Annotated in this window: 13 protein-coding genes and 1 tRNA gene; 11 read left to right on the top strand and 3 right to left on the bottom strand. The window is 56.7% G+C overall.

The features are described from left to right. The first annotated feature begins 1 nt into the window (after window position 1). The 10 genes from rpmI to BFP93_RS28235 all read left to right on the top strand — a co-directional run bounded on the left by rpmI (window position 2) and on the right by BFP93_RS28235 (window position 13,448). Window positions 2-196, top strand: a complete 195-nt coding sequence (gene rpmI, locus BFP93_RS06480; protein ID WP_002553160.1) for a 50S ribosomal protein L35 — start codon at window positions 2-4, stop codon at window positions 194-196. A gap of 29 nt (window positions 197-225) precedes the next feature. Beyond that, entirely contained in the window at window positions 226-582 is a 357-nt protein-coding gene (gene rplT, locus BFP93_RS06485; RefSeq protein ID WP_003192488.1) for a 50S ribosomal protein L20, read from the top strand. A gap of 109 nt (window positions 583-691) precedes the next feature. Beyond that, complete coding sequence (pheS, locus tag BFP93_RS06490) at window positions 692-1,708, top strand: phenylalanine--tRNA ligase subunit alpha (RefSeq protein ID WP_003192486.1); 1,017 nt, start codon at window positions 692-694, stop codon at window positions 1,706-1,708. Between the two features lie 26 nt (window positions 1,709-1,734). Then, window positions 1,735-4,113, top strand: a complete 2,379-nt coding sequence (gene pheT / locus BFP93_RS06495) for a phenylalanine--tRNA ligase subunit beta (RefSeq protein WP_065892485.1) — start codon at window positions 1,735-1,737, stop codon at window positions 4,111-4,113. 3 nt (window positions 4,114-4,116) lie between these two features. Continuing rightward, a complete protein-coding gene (ihfA, locus tag BFP93_RS06500; protein ID WP_002553164.1) occupies window positions 4,117-4,419 on the top strand; it encodes an integration host factor subunit alpha in 303 nt (100 codons plus the stop codon). Beyond that, entirely contained in the window at window positions 4,400-4,756 is a 357-nt protein-coding gene (locus BFP93_RS06505; RefSeq protein WP_003174972.1) for a MerR family transcriptional regulator, read from the top strand. The genes ihfA and BFP93_RS06505 overlap by 20 nt, the downstream gene beginning before the upstream one ends. Before the next feature lie 90 nt (window positions 4,757-4,846). After that, window positions 4,847-4,923 (top strand) — tRNA-Pro (locus BFP93_RS06510). Window positions 4,924-5,248: 325 nt separating this feature from the next. Further along, window positions 5,249-11,878: a DUF3320 domain-containing protein gene (locus BFP93_RS06515; RefSeq protein ID WP_065892486.1), complete on the top strand. Its 6,630-nt coding sequence runs from the start codon at window positions 5,249-5,251 to the stop codon at window positions 11,876-11,878. Between the two features lie 305 nt (window positions 11,879-12,183). Further along, entirely contained in the window at window positions 12,184-13,077 is an 894-nt protein-coding gene (locus tag BFP93_RS06520; RefSeq protein ID WP_241088504.1) for a hypothetical protein, read from the top strand. Window positions 13,078-13,163: 86 nt separating this feature from the next. Next, entirely contained in the window at window positions 13,164-13,448 is a 285-nt protein-coding gene (locus BFP93_RS28235) for a hypothetical protein (protein WP_141687947.1), read from the top strand. Window positions 13,449-13,975: 527 nt separating this feature from the next. Here the strand turns inward: BFP93_RS28235 and BFP93_RS06525 are convergent. Continuing rightward, the gene (locus tag BFP93_RS06525) at window positions 13,976-14,398 is read right to left on the bottom strand and encodes a winged helix-turn-helix transcriptional regulator (RefSeq protein WP_065892488.1); all 423 of its coding nucleotides are present in this window, start codon (window positions 14,396-14,398) and stop codon (window positions 13,976-13,978) included. A gap of 113 nt (window positions 14,399-14,511) precedes the next feature. On the opposite strand from BFP93_RS06525, the gene BFP93_RS06530 reads away from it, so the two are divergent. Further along, on the top strand, window positions 14,512-15,246 hold the full coding sequence (locus BFP93_RS06530; protein WP_065892489.1) for an SDR family NAD(P)-dependent oxidoreductase: 735 nt from the start codon (window positions 14,512-14,514) through the stop codon (window positions 15,244-15,246). Window positions 15,247-15,316: 70 nt separating this feature from the next. On the opposite strand, the gene BFP93_RS06535 is transcribed toward BFP93_RS06530, so the two are convergent. Together BFP93_RS06535 and BFP93_RS06540 are read right to left on the bottom strand one after the other, a co-directional pair. Continuing rightward, complete coding sequence (locus BFP93_RS06535) at window positions 15,317-16,795, bottom strand: trypsin-like serine peptidase (RefSeq protein ID WP_065892490.1); 1,479 nt, start codon at window positions 16,793-16,795, stop codon at window positions 15,317-15,319. Between the two features lie 115 nt (window positions 16,796-16,910). After that, window positions 16,911-18,896: an avidin/streptavidin family protein gene (locus tag BFP93_RS06540; protein WP_065892491.1), complete on the bottom strand. Its 1,986-nt coding sequence runs from the start codon at window positions 18,894-18,896 to the stop codon at window positions 16,911-16,913. Window positions 18,897-18,917 lie beyond the last annotated feature (21 nt).

Consider the following 18,917-nt stretch of genomic DNA (forward strand, 5'->3'; position numbering starts at 1 on the left):
CATGCCAAAGATGAAAACTAAAAGTGGTGCTGCTAAGCGGTTTCTGAAAACTGCTAACGGCATCAAGCACAAGCACGCTTTCAAGAGCCACATCCTGACCAAAATGTCGACCAAGCGTAAGCGTCAACTGCGCGGTAGCAGCTTGCTGCATCCGTCTGACGTGGCAAAAGTCGAGCGCATGCTGCGCCTTCGTTAATTTTGGTTCAAGAATAGAGGAAGTAACTCATGGCTCGTGTTAAGCGTGGCGTCATGGCCCGTAAGCGTCACAAAAAAATTCTGAAACTTGCTAAAGGCTACTACGGCGCGCGTTCACGCGTATTCCGTGTTGCCAAGCAAGCGGTAATCAAGGCAGGCCAATACGCCTACCGTGACCGTCGTCAGAAAAAACGTCAGTTCCGCGCTCTGTGGATCGCTCGTATCAACGCTGGTGCACGTGTTAACGGTCTGTCCTACAGCCGTTTCATCGCTGGCCTGAAGAAAGCGTCCATCGAAATCGACCGTAAGGTTCTGGCTGAACTGGCCGTGAACGAAAAAGCGGTGTTTGCTGCGATTGTCGAGAAAGCTAAAGCCTCCTTGGCTTAAGTACCCCCGACAGTCACCCTGGGCTACTCCTGTAGCCCAAGGTGGTAAACGTCATAAATAGGGGAAGAGCCTTCAAGCTCTTCCCCTATTTTGTATCTGGAGTCTGTACATGGAAAACCTGGACGCGCTCGTCGCCCAAGCCCTTGAGGCTGTGCAAAGCGCTGAAGATGTAAATGCCCTGGAGCAAATCCGGGTTCACTACCTTGGTAAAAAGGGTGAATTGACTCAGGTGATGAAGACCCTGGGGAATTTGCCGGCTGAGGAGCGTCCGCAGGTCGGTGCGCTGATCAACGTTGCCAAGGAGCGCGTCACCGAGGTTCTCAATGCGCGCAAGGCGTCGCTCGAGGAGGCCGATCTTGCGGCCAAGCTCGCCGCCGAGTCCATTGACGTGACCTTGCCTGGCCGTGGCCAGGCCTCGGGCGGTCTGCATCCGATCACCCGGACTCTGGAACGTATCGAGCAGTTCTTTACCCATATCGGCTACGGCATTGCCGAAGGCCCTGAGGTCGAAGACGACTATCACAACTTCGAGGCGCTCAACATCCCAGGCCATCACCCGGCCCGGTCGATGCACGACACCTTCTATTTCAACGCGAACATGTTGTTGCGCACCCATACCTCGCCGGTACAGGTCCGCACCATGGAAGCGAACAAGCCGCCGATCCGCATCGTCTGCCCGGGCCGTGTGTACCGTAGCGACTCGGATATCACCCATTCGCCGATGTTCCACCAGGTCGAAGGCCTGCTGGTCGATCGCGATATCAATTTCGCCGACCTCAAAGGCACCATCGAAGAATTCCTGCGGGTGTTCTTCGAGAAAGAGCTGGCGGTGCGTTTCCGTCCATCCTTCTTCCCGTTCACCGAACCATCCGCTGAAGTCGATATGGAATGCGTGATGTGCAGTGGTAAAGGCTGCCGCGTCTGCAAGCAGACCGGCTGGCTGGAAGTGATGGGGTGCGGCATGGTCCACCCTAACGTGCTGCGCATGTCCGGGATCGACCCGGAAGAGTTTTCGGGCTTTGCCTTCGGCATGGGCGTTGAGCGTCTGGCCATGCTGCGTTACGGCGTGAACGACTTGCGTCTGTTCTTCGACAACGACTTGCGGTTCCTCGCGCAATTTCGCTAGTCGTAACGAATCTTTAGGAGAGCAGGATGAAATTCAGTGAACAATGGCTGCGCGGCTGGGTAAGCCCGCAGGTGGATCGCGACGCGCTGGTTGCGCGTCTGTCGATGGCCGGTCTTGAGGTCGATAGCGTCACCCCGGCCGCCGGTGTATTCAGTGGCGTGGTGGTGGGCGAGGTGCTGAGCACCGAGCAGCACCCGGATGCCGACAAATTGCGTGTGTGCCAGGTCAGTAACGGCGCAGAGACCTTCCAGGTCGTGTGCGGAGCGCCCAATGTGCGCCCGGGCCTGAAGATCCCGTTCGCCATGATCGGTGCCGAACTGCCGGGCGACTTCAAGATCAAGAAGGCCAAGCTGCGCGGCGTCGAGTCCAACGGCATGCTGTGTTCCCAGGCTGAGCTGCAGGTGGGCGAGGGCAACGACGGCTTGATGGAACTGCCGGCCGATGCGCCGGTGGGCCAGGACATTCGTGTTTACCTGGAATTGGAAGACGCCAGCATCGAGGTCGACCTGACCCCGAACCGTGGCGACTGCCTGTCCCTGGCCGGCCTGGCCCGTGAAGTGGGTGCGCTGTACAACGTGCCTGTCATCCGTCCAGTGGTTGCCAGCGTGCCCGCCGTGCACGACGAAGTGCGCTCGATTGAAGTGTTGGCGCCAAACGCCTGCCCACGTTACCTGGGTCGCGTGATCCGTAACGTCGACCTGTCCAGGCCAACCCCGCTGTGGATGGTTGAACGCCTGCGCCGCGCTGATGTGCGCAGCATCGACGCGGCCGTCGACATTACCAACTATGTGATGTTGGAGCTGGGCCAGCCGCTGCACGCGTTTGACCTTGCCGAAATCCAAGGCGGCATCCGCGTGCGTATGGCAGAGGAAGGCGAGAAGCTGGTACTGCTCGACGGCCAGGAAGTCAGCCTGCGCGCCGACACCCTGGTCATTGCCGACCACTCCCGCGCCTTGGCGATTGCCGGCGTGATGGGTGGCGAGCACAGCGGCGTCTCCGCGACCACGCGTGACGTATTCCTTGAAAGCGCGTTCTTCGACCAGATCGCCATCGCCGGCAAGGCCCGTTCCTACGGCCTGCACACCGATGCATCGCACCGCTACGAGCGTGGCGTGGACTGGCAGCTGGCCCGTGAAGCCATGGAGCGCGCCACTGGCCTGCTGCTGGACATCACCGGTGGCGAAGCCGGTCCGATCACCGAGACCGTCAACCAACAGTACCTGCCGTCCATTGCGCCCATCACCCTGCGTGCCAAAAGCGTCGAGCAAATGCTTGGCCTGGTGATTGAGCCTGCCGAGATCGAGCAACTGCTGTCGGCCCTCGGCCTCGCCATCTCTGCGGGTGGGGAAGGGCAGTGGCACGTTGAAGTGCCAAGCCATCGCTTCGATATCAGTCTGGAAGTCGACCTGATCGAAGAACTGGCCCGCCTGTACGGCTACAACCGTCTGCCGGTGCGCTACCCGCAAGCGCGCCTTGCGCCACAACCGAAGGCCGAGGCGCGTGCGCACCTGCCTGAGTTGCGTCGCCTGCTGGTGGCTCGTGGTTATCAGGAAGCGGTGACCTACAGCTTCATCGATCCAAAGCAATTCGAGCTGTTCAACCCGGGCGTTGAGCCGCTGTTGCTGGCCAATCCGATCTCCAATGACATGGCGGCCATGCGCTCGTCACTGTGGCCAGGCCTGGTCAAGGCGCTGTCTCACAACCTGAACCGTCAGCAGGATCGCGTGCGCATGTTCGAAAGCGGCCTGCGTTTCGTCGGTCAACTCGATGGCCTGAAGCAAGAGCCGATGCTGGCCGGTGTGGTCTGCGGCAGCCGCTTGCCGGAAGGCTGGGCACAGGGCCGCGACGCCGTGGACTTCTTCGACGTCAAGGCCGACGTGGAAGCCGTGCTGGGCTTTGCCGGTGCGCTGGACGCGTTCACGTTCCTGCCAGGCAAACACCCGGCGCTGCACCCAGGCCAGACGGCGCGCATCGAGCGCGAGGGTCACTTGGTCGGCTTTGTCGGCGCCATTCACCCGGAACTGTCGAAAACCCTGGGTCTGGACCGTCCAGTCTTCGTTTTTGAACTGGTACTGGCTGAAGTTGCGTCGGGCAAGATGCCGAAATTCAGCGAGTTGTCGCGCTTCCCTGAAGTGCGTCGTGACCTGGCCCTGATCGCCGATCGTGAAGTCGCCGCCACTGCCGTTCTGGAAGTAATTCGAGAAAATGCAGGGGAATGGCTGACGGACCTCAGGCTATTTGACGTCTATCAGGGTAAAGGCATTGATCCGCATAGAAAAAGCCTTGCAGTTGGCTTGACCTGGCAGCATCCATCGCGCACTCTTAATGACGATGAGGTGAATACCACGACACAAAATATCCTCACCTCGCTCGAACAAAGGTTGAACGCCACGTTAAGGAAGTGACGTATGGGGGCTTTGACGAAAGCTGAGATGGCGGAACGTCTGTACGAAGAGTTGGGTCTGAACAAGCGCGAGGCCAAGGAATTGGTCGAGCTGTTTTTTGAAGAGATCAGGCACGCTCTGGAAGACAACGAGCAGGTCAAATTGTCCGGTTTCGGCAATTTCGACCTGCGGGACAAACGCCAGCGGCCTGGCCGCAATCCAAAAACGGGAGAAGAAATCCCGATCACGGCTCGCCGTGTGGTCACCTTTCGTCCAGGGCAGAAGTTGAAGGCCCGAGTTGAGGCTTATGCTGGAACCAAGTCATAACGACGAACTACCCGTCATCCCAGGCAAACGCTACTTCACCATCGGTGAAGTCAGCGAGCTGTGTGCGGTAAAACCGCACGTGCTGCGCTATTGGGAGCAGGAGTTTCCTCAACTCAACCCCGTCAAACGCACCGGGAACCGTCGGTATTATCAGCGCCAGGACGTGCTGATGATCCGACAGATCCGCGCGTTGCTGTACGACCAGGGGTTCACCATCAGCGGCGCGCGCCAGCGCATGTCCGGTGATGAAGCCAAAGACGACACCACCCAATACAAGCAACTGATCCGCCAGATGATCTCCGAACTCGAAGATGTGCTGGTGGTGTTGAAAAAGTGATTCAGGCTTTTAAAATACTTCCACATTTCAAAAGCTTGCGGTATATTCCGATTCGCTTCGTTAAGAAGCAAACCCAGTAACACGCCTAGTCGGGGCGTAGCGCAGTCCGGTAGCGCACTAGCATGGGGTGCTAGGGGTCGAGTGTTCGAATCACTCCGTCCCGACCATACAATTCAAGGGGTTGCGAGATTTTATCTCGCAACCCCTTTTTGTTTTTAAGTGTTTTTACCCCACAGAACACCCGGCTCTTGATGGATTTTTCGATGTGATACCACTATCGAAATTTGCCCGATGGACTTCCGTCCTTTTTCGATATTGAGCTGTGTCGGTCGTAGTATCTGACGTTCGATGATGGCCTGGGAGAACAGTGACGACCAAAGGCACATTACGGCTGTGACTATAAGAGATATCATCCCGCCATCAGCTCAAGAGGGGCTCCCTGGCCGGTCAGTTTCGGCACTCCCTTGAGCATAACGACAAGGATTGTTGCGCATGGACGATATCGTTCAGCCCCTCACACCCCAAGAAGAAGCCCCGCCTAAGGAAGTAAAGGTCCTTGCCACCTTGGTAGCAAAGCTAAATCTTGCAGATTTCCAGAACGCTATCCCTGTGATTCGCGAGCTTCGTATCTCGAACGAAACGAATAATCGTTTCGTCAATGCCACTCTTACGCTTAGCTCTGCCCCCGAGGTATTTAAGTCCAAGATCTGGCGGATCGACGAGATCGCTGCAGATAGCTTTCGGGTCATACCTGGGCTTGATCTTGTCTTGGACGGCCCGTTGTTGAGTCGCCTGACAGAGTCAGAAATGTCGACCTTTACATTTGTCCTCGAAGCCGATGACAAGGAGGCGGAGAGCGGTCGCAAGGAAGTTGCTCGGCTTGAACAGGTCGTAGACCTTTTGCCCAGAAACCAGTGGGGCGGATTGCGGCATATACCAGATATGACTGCGGCTTTTGTTCAGCCGAATGATGCAGCGGTTGAGCGGTTGCTCAAGCAGGCGGCCGAGTTGCTTCGTCTTAGCGATAAGCCGTCGGCACTTGATGGATATGAGGGTGGCCCCAAAAGAGCTTGGCAGTTGGCGTCGGCAGTGTGGGGCGCGGTGGCGCGCATGAAGCTCGACTATGCGTTGCCGCCGGCCAGCTTTGAACAATCAGGACAGAAGACTCGTAGCCCCAGTCAGATTGCTGACTCCGGGTTGGCTACTTGTCTCGATCTGACTCTGCTTTTCTGCGCAGCATTGGAGCAGATCGGTCTTAACCCTGTGATCGTATTCACCCATGGTCACGCTTTTGCTGGTTTGTGGCTTAAGCCAGAAGAGTTCACGACTGCAGTGGTGGATGATGTCACTGCAGTGCGTAAGCGGGTGAAGCTTCAGGAACTCGTGCTATTTGAGACCACTCTTATTACCCACGCCTCGATACCGCCATTCTCTTATGCGGTAGAGATGGGCACGAAACAAGTAGCCGAAGACGCTGAAAGTGTTTTCGAGATGCTGCTAGATATCCGTCGCGCCCGTTTGCAGCGTATCAAACCGCTCGCCAGCTCAGAGGCTCAGATCGCACGTGTCGCCGTTGCTGAGACTGATGAAGCTCCATCGCTTCTTGTGGAGGAAGGGATCGGCCTCGCTGATGACAATAATAAGGTACAGGTTGAAGATCTGTCCAAGCTAGACCCAGCAGATCGCTTGGGCCGGTGGCAGCGGAAGCTTCTGGATCTGTCGCTTCGAAATAACTTGCTCAATTTCAAAATGGGTAAGCGAGCGCTGAAGCTTGAATCGCCTGATCCTGGTGCTCTCGAGGACATTCTTGCAAGTGGACAGTCTCTGAAGCTGCTTACCAGGCCTGACCTGATGGATGGCGCAGATCCGCGTGAGCGCGCACTCTATGAGCAGCGTGAGCGAGAAGATGTTCGCCGCCGTCATGCTGAAGATGCTCTCAAACGTAGGGAAGTATTCGTTGCGCTGACGTCCGCCGAAATGGATGTCCGGTTAACTGAGTTATATCGAAGCGCTCGTACTGCTTTGCAGGAGGGTGGCTCCAACACGCTTTTCCTGGCCATCGGTTTCCTTAGTTGGACGCGTGAGGATAGAGCTGGGCAGAAGTACAAAGCGCCACTGGTCTTGGTTCCTGTCACTTTGGAGCGTAAGAGCGCACGCTCCGGATTCACCATGGTGCTGCACGATGATGAGCCTCGTTTTAACCCGACTCTGATCGAGATGCTGCGTCAAGACTTTGAACTGGGCTTGGGTTCACTGGAGCAGGAGCTGCCTCGGGACGACTCCGGTCTGGATATCGCCGGTATTTGGAACAAGGTTGGTCATGCGATCAAGGACATCGCAGGCTGGGAGCTTAACGAGGACGTTGTGCTCTCGATGTTCTCGTTTGCCAAGTATCTTATGTGGAAGGATCTTGCCGAGAATGCAGAGCACCTTCGACAGAGCCCTGTAGTCCAGCACCTTCTGGATACGCCACGTGATTCGTTCATCTCCGATACCCCGTTTCCGGAGGCGGAGTCACTGGACCGTGATTACGGCCCGACTGATGTGTTCTGCCCACTGCCATCTGATTCATCTCAGCTTGCGGCTGTGATGGCCGCAGCCAAGGGTAAAGACTTCGTTCTCATCGGCCCACCTGGCACGGGTAAAAGCCAAACGATTTCCAACATGATCGCCCAGTCGATCGCTCAAGGGCGCCGGGTGCTGTTCGTGTCTGAGAAAATTGCTGCCCTGGATGTCGTGTACCGGCGCTTGCGTGAAATCGGTCTGGGTGAGTTCTGCCTTGAACTTCACTCCAGCAAAGCTCGGAAAACGGATGTCCTTGCTCAGTTACAGTCGGCTTGGGAAGCGAAAGGGCAGGTAGATGCTGCCGCATGGGAGGTGGAAGCGCAGCGGCTCGCGTCCCTGCGTGACAGCCTCAATATTTATGTCGAGCGTCTGCATCGCCGGCACCGCAACGGCTACACCATCTACGATGCCATCGGGACGGTGACATCGGGTGTTGATGAGGCAGTAGCTCCACTTGGTTGGCCATCTCCGGAAACGCATGATCAGAAGGCCATGCTTGAACTTCGAGAGCTGGGCGACCGCCTTGAAGTGAACGCACAGGCTGTGGGTTACAGTCAGCTGGCAGGCAACGCTTTGTCCGGGGTAGGCCAAGCAGAGTGGTCGCCTCATTGGCAGCAACAATTCGTGCAGGCGGCTCGTGACGTGCTTCCCGCTGTGCTTGAAGTCCAGAGAGCTGCCGATCGCTTTGTTGAGCTGTCTGGGCTTCCTGTTACGGAGTACACCCCAACAGCGCTTGAGGGGCTATCGATCCTTTCTCGAGCACTTCCTGCTGCCGCTGGGCATGATTGGCGTTTCGCACTGCGCCCCGATGCTCGCTCGATTTCTAAACGTCTGAGTGACGGCTGCACTTGGGTCGACGAACACCGGGACATTAACTCCAGACTCTCATCCCTCTGGTCCTCTCGTATTATTGCTGAAGCTAAACAAGGCATTGATTTGCTGCAGCAACGCCGCGCTACGTTCGTTGATCTAGGCTCGGCCTGGCCAGAAAATGTCACTGACGTTCTCGGGCAAGCTGTCACATTGCTGTGTCAGATAGACGACCTCAAGCACCAGCTAACGGCGTCCTACGTTGATGCGATTGAAGTACTTGATACCGAACTCCTGCTGCGCGAGTGGAAAGACGCGGAGGAGTCTTTCTGGCCTAAGTCTTGGTTCGGAAAACGCCGCATCGCTGGGCTATTGGCTCCGACGCAGACGTCAACAGGTGAAGTCGACAATGGCAAGGATCTCGCTACTTGGGTAGAGATTCGGTCGGTGCGTCGAGCAATCGATGAGCTGGAGCCAGGTCATGAGTGTGTTGCTGTTTGGCAAGGTGCCAAATCCGAAGCAACGCATCTCGCGACAGCGATCAAGCTGCAAGAGGCTATGCGGCTTCAGAAAAGTAATTCTGCCTGGATCGATGACGGCTTGCAGTTGGTTGAGCAGGACCAGCTAGGTGATGGCCTGAAGGAGGAACTCCGCCGGCTGCGTGCGCTGACTCGTCTCGATGCTGGGTTAGATGAGCTGGTTGATCTCAGCTCAGCAACTAGCTCTCTCTGGAGCGGTTTGACCACGGATATTGACGTGCTGACTGCAGCTCTGCGCTTCCAGGCTGAACGACGTGGCATAGAAGAACGCGGTCGGCTTGTCGACGACCATCCTCATGTAGAGGAGGGGCGTTGTGGCTCGTCGTTAAAAGCTGATTTTGAGTTGCTCAAGAACAGAGCAGCAGTTGAGCGAGAGTTGGTGGATCTGGCCGATCTGCGAGAAATCGTTCCTGTCTGGAATGACTTGAAAACGAAAGTTGATGTCGTGCGTAGTGCGGCAGCGTTTCAGGGGGAGATGGCTACCGCGGTGGCGAAGCTGGCACTCAATCCTGAGCAGGTCGCGGCCTACAAAACACCGCTTCAAACTCTGTTGGGGGATGGTAACGCACTACTTGAACCGGAGGCTGCTATAGCCAATGCCGGTGTTGCTCTTCGAGAAAAGCTTGAGTTGCTACAGGCGCGAGCGGCGCACCTGACGGCTGTCGGTCATTTCACCGAAATGGGCGTCATCGAAACTGCTCACCTGGCGCTAAGTGATATCAAGACAAACTGCGAAACTGTCGTCTCGTCTGAATCGCGCCTTAAGGCATGGTGCGCTTGGCGGAAGGTTCGCGATGAAGCCTACGCTGTCGGCCTGGCGCCGATTGTTCAATCGATGGAAACAGGAGCCATCAGCTCTGGAAAAGTCCGTCGTGTATTGGAAGTAAATTACGCCCGCTGGTGGCTGAATACGACGGTCGATAATGAAGAGGTGATCCGGACGTTCGTCAGCGTGGAGCATGAGCAACGAATTCGCGATTTCCGGGCTTTGGATGACAAGTTCACCGAGTTGACCAAGGACTGGCTCCGGGCTCGGCTATGTTCCGACCTACCAAGCCAAGACAGTGTAAGTCGCTCTTCAGAGTGGGGCGTTCTGCGACATGAGATGGGCAAGAAGACCAAGCACATCCCATTGCGGGAGCTAATGAGTCGTGCGCCAGAAGCGCTAACCAAGCTGACTCCATGTTTGCTCATGAGCCCTCTATCCATTGCTCAGTATCTGCCTCCTGCCTCGACGCCGTTCGATCTCGTTATCTTCGATGAGGCATCTCAAATACCTGTCTGGGATGCCATCGGCGCAATGGCCCGAGGGAAGCAAGTGGTGATGGTGGGCGACCCCAAACAGCTCCCTCCGACTTCGTTCTTTAACCGAGCTGAGTCGACCGCTGAAGATGAGGATGTAGAGGCTGACCTCGAGAGTATTCTGGACGAGTGCATCAGTGCCAATCTGCCAATGCGTAATCTGAACTGGCACTACCGTAGCCGCCACGAAAGTCTGATCGCTTTCTCGAACCAGCGATACTACCAGTCGAAGCTGGTGACTTTCCCATCACCGTTTACGGCCGACAAAGCAGTACGGTTATGCCCAGTCCCGGGTGTATATGACAAGGGTGGGTCGCGAACAAACTTAATTGAAGCAAGATATTTAGTTGCTGATTTGGTTGCCCGCCTACAGTCTCCGGCCTTCCGCGAAAGCGGGCGGACCGTGGGGGTCGTAACCTTTAACGGCGAGCAACAGAAGCTCATCATGGACATGCTGGATGAGGCTTGCCGGAAAGACCCATCACTCGATTCGTATTTCGCTGAGTCCGAGCTGGAACCTGTGTTCGTCAAGAACCTTGAGAGCGTTCAAGGCGATGAGCGAGACATCATCTATTTCTCGACCACCTACGGAAAAGACGCTGCCGGTGTGCTTTCCATGAACTTCGGTCCGATGAACCGCCCTGGTGGTGAGCGTCGACTGAACGTGGCAATAACCCGTGCTCGCCAGGAGCTTGTGGTGTTTTCGACCTTGCGCCCAGAGCATATTGATCTAGCTCGTACGCAAGCGATCGGGGTTCGAGATCTTAAGCACTTCTTGGAGTTTGCAGAGCGTGGCCCACGGGCTCTCGCAGAGGCTGACTTTGGTAGCGTGGGTAGTTTCGACAGCCCATTCGAAGAGGCGGTTGCAGCGGCCTTGGCTAAAAAGGGATGGCAGATATTTACCCAGATTGGCGTTTCCTCCTTTCGAATAGACCTTGGGGTTGTTCACCCTGACTCACCTGGACGGTACCTTGCCGGGATTGAATGCGACGGTGCTACTTATCACCGCAGTGCGACAGCTCGTGATCGTGACAAGCTCCGTGAGTTTGTACTGCGTGGACTTGGTTGGGAGATCGTTAGGATATGGTCGACAGACTGGTGGGTTGATGCAATTGGAACTGCCGAAAAGGTACATCTACGTCTGAACGAACTCCTTGCTGAGTCCCGAGCCAAGCAGGCTGTCATCGATGCCGCTCAAGAGGCAGAGCGACTGAAAATCGACGCAGCTATGGCTGAGGTCATTGAGGCAGTAAGTCAGGTTGCTGTGGTTGCCACAGTGGACAGTGTGGCCGAATCCAATGACCCGTCAGGCGCGTTGCCTGATTTGAAGTACGCCAAGGCTGCATCTATCACACCAGATGAGGATGTCTTGGATTTTGCTCGTCCCTCTGCATATCTGATTTATAAAGAAGCCGACCCTCGTCAGGCAGTAGGGTTGGTCGATCCAGATCAGTTCTTTGAGGCGAGTTACACGGAAACGTTGGAGCAGATGATTGCTCATGTCGTAACGCAAGAGGGGCCGGTTCTGGACACGGCACTCGCAAGGCGCATTGCCCGTGCTCATGGCTGGGTACGAACCGGCTCACGGATACGTGATCGCGTTGACCAAATTGCCCGGGCACGATTCCGTTCACATGAAGAGGAGCAGACAGGAGTCTTCTTCTGGCCTACTCATATCGAGTCGGATACCAGTGTCGTCTTCCGTAAGCCCGGCGACGAAGATTCCACGAGAGGGCTATCTGAAATCTGCCTGCCAGAACTGCGTGTTTTGGTTGATGAGATGGTACAACGGGGGCACGAAGGGGAGTCCTTGATATACGCGGTCGCGAAGGAAGCTGGTGTAAGCAAGCTTGCTCATGCAGGACGTCAGCGAATTGAGAAGGCCATACGTCAAACGGCGGAGTAGCGAGAAGAAAGGGGGGCCGTGAAGGTACCCCTTATTTGTGAATAAATGGCCCAGCCCTCGCTCTGTGATGCGTGGAGTATATATGCCGTCCTTCTGGGTTCCTTGGTATTTTCAGTTTCCAGGTGTTCAGGTGATTCAGGCAGAACCAGGAGCTATGTTAATGTGCCATCACATTAACGGTATGGAGAGTCGTGATGGGTTGGAAAGGGACTGTACGCTCGTTGCAAGCGTCTGCGCGGCGATCAGAGCGTAACGCTCATCGCCGTCAGCGTGAACTTGAAAAGCGACAGAAAGAGTACGCAAAGATGGAAGCGCTGGAACAAGCAGCGTATGAAGTTGAGGTGTACGAAAATCACGTAGATATCATCCTTTCAATGCACAAGGAGTGTGCCGAGGCTGTGAAATGGAAGCGACTTCTCTCCAATCCTGAACCTAGACAGCCACTCAAGAGCGGTACTCTTGAACAAGAAGCTACGCACGCGGCCGCTACGTATCACCCTAATTTCTGGGCCCGGCTCTTCAAGCTAGAGGCTCGTCAGCGTGCAGCCCTTAAAAGCAAGATTGGCGCCGCGCAGGCGGAAGACGAAAGGCGATATCAGGCTCAGCTTGATGAATGGAAAACTGCCCATACCGAGTGGGCAGAGGAGAGGGACATTGCGATCCGTATCCTTGATGGTGACCGTCAGGCCAAGCTAGATGCCATCGAAGCTTTCGAGTCGTTTGCAGAAATATCACACCTCGGCTCAGCTATTCAGATGATTGTTCATGAAGGTGGTGTCCTAGAAGCCAAAGTCGCTATCCATGGCTCCGACGTGATTCCTACCGAAATCAAATCTCTACTCAAAAGCGGCAAGCTGTCGACCAAGGCTATGCCTGCGGGGCGGTTCAACGAACTTCATCAGGACTACGTGTGCAGTTGCGCCCTGCGAGTAGGTCGAGAGTTGTTGGCAATCCTGCCGGATGACCTAGTCATCGTCACCGCTCTGGACAATGTGCTCAACAGTTCGACAGGTCATATGGAGGAGCAGCCGATTCTGAGTGTTGCGTTCTCTAGGCCAACTGTTGATGGACTCAACCTCGAAACCATCGACCCGTCTGATGCGATGAAGAATTTCGTCCATAACATGAGCTTCAAGAAGGGCGCTGGATTCTCGGCTGTTGCCGCCCTCGATGCTCGGCGCTTCGCCGTGACCGTATAACTGAATCATCTGAGAATCCAGAAAATGGCATGGCAAGCATGAAATAAATTGGCTTGTACGCAGGCATATTGGGAGCGTTGGTATCAGTGGCGGCGCTCGTCTTACCGACCCCTGCGGTTTCGCACAGCTCCAGCGGTAACAACAGTCCGGTCATTTCTGGCAATGGCAATAACGTCAACTATCAATCCGGCTTCCCTGATATTGAAACGATAAAAGCCCAGCGTCCTAATATCAGTGATCAACAATACGCTGCAATTAAGTCCGGTATGACATATGAACAGGTGCTGAATATCGTCAAGACTCCTGGTAAGGAGGCTGCTAGCAGAGGCAATATGCGTGAGGGACGGAAGTTTACGTATACATGGTGGTGACGTTGATAAACGAAGGTTGAATCCACGTCACATTGACGCGACTCATAGTATTGCATCGCCAAGTAGCTTAATGGATACCAGGCGACGCACTTCAGTATTGATCTATTTGCTCCGAGGCTTACCGGCATCACTCCGTTTGTCTCGAATTTGACCATCTTGATTTCGCGAGCGAGGCTGTTGGCCACCGCCGGGCTTCGGAACGGTCACATCTTTGTTGATAGGGCGTCGATCGGTCATCGTAAATTTCCTACGAGTGTGGTTTTTACACCTAATCTCCTAAGCGACTTTCACTAAAACACTTCATATGGTGGTTTGTGTTTGTCGTAAGCACAATATAGCGCGTTTTTTTACGTTGGCAATGATGAGTGTTCTAATCACTCCGTCCCGACCATAATACAAAGGGCCGCGAGATTTTATCTCGCGGCCCTTTTTTATTGTTCGTTTTTTTACCCCTGTAAACGGTAGGTTCTCAGTTGAATCATCACCGCATCTTGTGATGCGAATCTCTGGCCAACCCCCCGTGCCGCCTATGGCACCAATTCTGTCTGAGTTTTCTCCATCTTTCTCTGCGGTTCGTCTGCATCCCGCTCGGCCAAGGCATCGCGCTGGGCGAAGATGCCTGCCATTTGCGCTGCGTTCTCGGTTCCCCAGGTGCACAGCGGGATGATCGCATCGGCCAGGCTACGGCCGAGCGGGGTCAGCGTGTAGTCCACGCGCGGGGGCACTTCCTTGTAGTCGTTGCGTGCAAGCACCTGATCGGCTTCCAGATCCTTCAGCTGCTGGATCAGCACCTTGTCGCTGACGCCAGGGATCAAGCGCTTGAGCTCGCCATAGCGTTTCGGACCGTCGCGCAGGAAAAACAGGACCAGCGGTTTCCACTTGCCCGAGATGATGCGCAGCGTGGCGTTGAGCCCACAACCGGTGTCGCAGATTTCAGTTGTTTTCGTCATTTTTTGATACTTACCAAAAGGTGCATACTTGTCCTTAGGTTATCAGCGCTGCATCCTCGTCTCAAGCAAGCAATTTCCTGCTTGGGTACAACCTCCAACGAAGGATGCACGTCATGACCAGACTGAATGGAAAGACCGCCGTGATTACCGGCGGCGCTACCGGTATCGGCTTTGCCGCCGCAAAACGCTTTATCGAGGAGGGGGCCTTCGTCTTTATCTTCGGCCGCCGCCAGGACGCGCTCGACGCCGCCGTGGCCGAGCTCGGGCCCAATGCGCGTGCGGTGAAGGGCTCGGTCTCCGATCTGGCCGACCTTGATCGACTCTACGCGGCGGTGAAGGCCGAGCGCGGAACCCTCGACATCGTTTTCGCCAATGCCGGGGCGGGAAGCCCGCTTGCGCTCGGCAAGATCACCGCCGAGCACATTGACGAAACCTTCGAGACCAACGTGAAGGGCGTGATCTTCACGGTCCAGAAGGCGCTGCCGCTGATGGCGCAGGGCGGTTCGATCATCCTGACCGGATCGAGTGCTGGCACCACAGGCGCTCCGGCATTCAGCGTCTACAGCGCGAGCAAGGCGGCCGTGCGCAACCTTGCGCGGACTTGGGCGCAGGACCTGAAGGGCACCGGTATTCGCGTAAACGTGTTGTCGCCCGGGCCGACGGCTACCGAACTCGCAAAGGCAGCGCTAGGCGAGGACGGCATGAAGGTTTTCGCCTCGATGAATCCGCTCCAACGCATGGCCGACCCGCAGGAAATCGGCGCGGCAGCCGCGTTTCTCGCGTCGCAGGACAGCAGCTTTATGACCGCCAGTGAGGTTGCCGTCGACGGCGGTCTGGCACAAATCTGATTCGCTACGCCCGGGCGGTCACTTAGTGTCGTCGCGCAAGCCTTTACGGATGCAAGACGGGTCAAAGGCTTCAACCATCCCTTGCACCTTTGATCACGTCTGTACGAATGGCCGACGGTTGCCCGGCGCTGTTACGCGCATAGCTGCATAGCGTGATCGGCAGCTCGGCTATATCAAGAAAAATGCCATCCGTGGCCAGGGTGTAGCGATCGTCGTCAATATCGCCGCAGAGGGTGCTGATCGCCGGGTTCACGCTGTAGTAGTAATGCCGGTTGAAACCGTTGTGCTGGCTTTCCCAGGCGATGTGATAGCGGTGCTTGAGCTGCGGGGCCGGTGCCGGGTTGGTCAGGAATACCGAATGGGTGAACACATAGCGCAGCAATGCTTCGGTCAGCGGCTGCTCGGCCTTTGGCACCCCGAGTATGCATAGCACATGCGGCCCCAGCACTGGGCCGATGGGCTGGTCGATATAGGCCTCGTCAGAGCCGGCAGCGACTTGGTAGCCGTGCGTGCGTGCGCAATCGCTGATGTCATTCACGGCCTTGAATCGGTAGAACGGCTCCTGGATCGAGAACCTCAGGTTCCAGGTCGGACGGGTAATTTGGTCGGCGGCGTCACGTTGCAAGTGCACATACGGTTTCAGATCCCACGGCTCGTCCAGCGTGATGTCAACGGCCTTGAGCTGGCAGGTTGGGGTGTCGTTACGGAAAACACCGTCTACAAAGCAGTAGTACACGTCGTTGGCGGGATAGCTGTAATTGAATTTGGCCGCTTCGCACGCCGAGTTGTTCTGGCAGCTGTTGAGAATGTCCTTCTGAATGGCAGACGCGACCTTGCTGATGATGCTGGTGATTTCATTGGTGTTGCGGTCCAGCATCGGGCTGCCGGAGCTGCCTGGGCGCAGACCGTTGCAGCGGTTGTGCAAGGCGCTGGGAAACACGCCGGGGTGTTCGGCAAAACTGTTCAGGGGCGACTCCACGCAGACACTCATGCGCAGGCCCTTTTTCAGAAAACCGGTCGGCGCGCCCACGTTGATCACTTCTCGATCCGATGTCTGACGATGAGAAGCCAGCTTGAGTGGCATGATCGCGCTGGCCACCAGCACGGCCAGTGACGTATCCAGTTCGAGTACGGCCAGGTCAGTGCCCGCCATGCTGCTCCAATGTGCTGTCTTGACGGCGTAGGTGGCATGCCGTTCGGGGGTGTCATGAAAGTAATTGAAGGTCACATCGGCGTTGAACGCCTGGCGGATGCGCGCTGTACCGTAGCTGTAGAACACACAATGCCCGCTGGTCAGCACATACGCCGGACCGACGGCCTTACCCCGGCGATTGCGCGTGTCCAGCAGAACGGCATTGCAGGTCTGGCCCAAGGCGTTTTTCAGTGAACCGATGCCGGTCCATTGCGGGTACCGTTGGTTTTTATTTTCAAGTGCCACCGAAGGTGACTGTTCGGTAAGGCCCTCGGCCAAGTCTCTGGCGTGGCCAGGCCAGACAGTGCTCAGCAATAGGACATACAGAAAGGCGCAAGCGATGTGAGTCGGTGCCATAAGGGGCCTCGGCAAGGAAGTCATTGATTGGCTGAAACTACCCAATCAGGCCAAGGCCGGTGACATACAGGGCTATTGCGTGAGCCCTTGGCGGGGTCCTCAGTCGCCGTTTTACTTAGGTTTCGAGCGATGGCAGGCATTCGGCGCGCTGCCTCGTGAGTATCCGCTGCGCATCTTGCCGATAGAACGTCAGGGACTTCACCTGCGTCTGCACATAGCTGTGCACAACGCTGGTTGGCGAGCTGGCCATGACCAGGACCGTCAAGCTGTGATCCATCAAGTCGACCGAGCCGGATAGGCACAGCGCGGTGTCGCCTTCGCGTGCTGTTGTCGTCAGGCTTACCGATTGCAAGGGTAGGCCGTTGCCCCGGGCATTGATGTCGGTGAACCCGGATACCTCGGATTCGCCGGTGCTGGCCGACAGTGTGCCGCTGACATAGCCAAACGCATGGTGCTGGCTTGCATGCACACGTAGGCTCAAGCGGCTTCCATCAACGGCGGCCCAGGTACCGCTCAGGGGGTCTGCAATGTCCGGCGTTGATGTGGGCGCGCTAACCGGTGGTTTTTGCGGCTCGCAGGCGACTCTGTGATACAGCAACTTGTCGACGTAGGTGCCCTGGTCAGCAAGCCCCGGGAAGTCACGGGTGGCCACCAGCAGGTGCGAGAGTGCCAGCCTGTCCTGGTCCTTCACGCGCAGCATTTGTCCGCTGAGCCCGGAAGACCAGTGCCAGCTGGGATCAGCGGGGTCATCACCCAAGGAATGCCATTCGATGGCCAGCGCTATTGGAAGGCCTTGTTCTGCGTTGTTGGTGGCGGGTGCTTGATAGCCCGCCACCGCATATTTGCCTGTGGAACCCGTCGAGGATTGGTATGTGCCGCTGATCCGGTTCCCTTCAAGCGTCAGCGTCATGACCGAACCATAGTCATTCTGCCAGGTGCCTGCGGCCGACATCGGCCGCGAAGGCGCTTCGGCGTTGAAGCTGAGCTTTCCATGGCTGAGTGGTCTGGGGGCCGTGTCGAACGGTTGCGAGGACGAACGCGTGATGATCTGCGGACCGCCTGGGCGATTGAAGAGCCACACGCCGGCGGGCGCCAATGAGTACGCACCCGGACGGCATTGGACCACGCGGTACTCATAGACGGTGTAGCAATGTTCCATCACCAATGCGCCCACCAGTATCAGGTCGGCCAGGCCGAGTGGCTCAAATTGAGGCAGGGTTTTGCCTTTGCCGGGGCCTTCCTCAATCAGTACGTTGTAGAGGTTGGCCCCGAGCGTAATCTCGCCATCGGCAAAACCAAGGACCACATCAGGGCAGCCACCTTGAGCGATGCACGCCAGGGTCTGGCGCATCAGCCGGTCGTCTCCCTTGAACCGAGAGGAACCGGAGTCCAGGGCAAAGCTCAGGTCTGTGGCCAGCACCTGGCCGCCGACGGCGTAGGAGGTGAGTGGCGTGGACCAGATGTATTCCACCCCAGCGACCTTGTTGTAGAGCGACCACGGCAGAAATAGGTGCGGGCCGCGGGTCTTGCTGGCATCAACGCCGCCCAACTGACTGCTGCCGCGCCGTGATGCGGCATCCCAATCGAAGGCGATGAAGGGGTGTGTGGGATCAACCTTGCCGCTGTTCATTAACGCCTGAAACACGAACGCGCTACGGCCGTCGACATAGGCGCTGCTGCTGGGCAAGCCAATGCCGCCGTCCCAATCCAATTGGCGAAACTGCACACCGTCGTAGTCCGCCGCCAGTAGCAGTTGGGTGGGTAGCGGCGTCTGGTCGATGTGCAATACGTCCGCGCCCGACTCGACCTGCATGGTTCCCCATGGACCAAAGCTGTAGGGCCGTTGCAGGCAGTCCGTGAAGGTGAAGCTGCTGGACGCCTGACAGTCAAACCGGCCTGCGCTGTAGTGCTGGCACCGATCCGCTGCGCAGAGGCTGGAGGTGACCCAGGTGATGTTGGTGCCCGTGTCCAGCGAGAATTTCAAGGGTTGCCCCGGGGTGCCGAGGTGCAGGGTTGAGTACCAAGGTGTGGCACCGTTGTTCTGGTAGGGGGCACGACGCATGGCGAGGGTAATGCCTTGCACTCGATGTTCATTGTTCATGGTGAATTCCGTTTCTGGTAG

Origin of the sequence: Pseudomonas sp. 44 R 15 (assembly GCF_900004965.1) — a bacterium.
In the GTDB taxonomy this organism is placed as follows: Bacteria; Pseudomonadota; Gammaproteobacteria; order Pseudomonadales; family Pseudomonadaceae; genus Aquipseudomonas; species Aquipseudomonas orientalis_A.

What these genes read in the sequence shown, in the direction of transcription:
- pheT (WP_065892485.1), top strand. Translation starts at nt 1,735, where the DNA reads ATGAAATTCAGTGAACAATGGCTGCGCGGCTGGGTAAGCCCGCAGGTG.
- BFP93_RS06530 (WP_065892489.1), top strand. Translation starts at nt 14,512, where the DNA reads ATGACCAGACTGAATGGAAAGACCGCCGTGATTACCGGCGGCGCTACC.
- rplT (WP_003192488.1), top strand. Translation starts at nt 226, where the DNA reads ATGGCTCGTGTTAAGCGTGGCGTCATGGCCCGTAAGCGTCACAAAAAA.
- ihfA (WP_002553164.1), top strand. Translation starts at nt 4,117, where the DNA reads ATGGGGGCTTTGACGAAAGCTGAGATGGCGGAACGTCTGTACGAAGAG.
- BFP93_RS06525 (WP_065892488.1), bottom strand. Translation starts at nt 14,398, where the DNA reads ATGACGAAAACAACTGAAATCTGCGACACCGGTTGTGGGCTCAACGCC.
- BFP93_RS06540 (WP_065892491.1), bottom strand. Translation starts at nt 18,896, where the DNA reads ATGAACAATGAACATCGAGTGCAAGGCATTACCCTCGCCATGCGTCGT.
- BFP93_RS06505 (WP_003174972.1), top strand. Translation starts at nt 4,400, where the DNA reads ATGCTGGAACCAAGTCATAACGACGAACTACCCGTCATCCCAGGCAAA.
- BFP93_RS06535 (WP_065892490.1), bottom strand. Translation starts at nt 16,795, where the DNA reads ATGGCACCGACTCACATCGCTTGCGCCTTTCTGTATGTCCTATTGCTG.
- BFP93_RS06515 (WP_065892486.1), top strand. Translation starts at nt 5,249, where the DNA reads ATGGACGATATCGTTCAGCCCCTCACACCCCAAGAAGAAGCCCCGCCT.
- rpmI (WP_002553160.1), top strand. Translation starts at nt 2, where the DNA reads ATGCCAAAGATGAAAACTAAAAGTGGTGCTGCTAAGCGGTTTCTGAAA.
- BFP93_RS06520 (WP_241088504.1), top strand. Translation starts at nt 12,184, where the DNA reads ATGGAAGCGCTGGAACAAGCAGCGTATGAAGTTGAGGTGTACGAAAAT.
- pheS (WP_003192486.1), top strand. Translation starts at nt 692, where the DNA reads ATGGAAAACCTGGACGCGCTCGTCGCCCAAGCCCTTGAGGCTGTGCAA.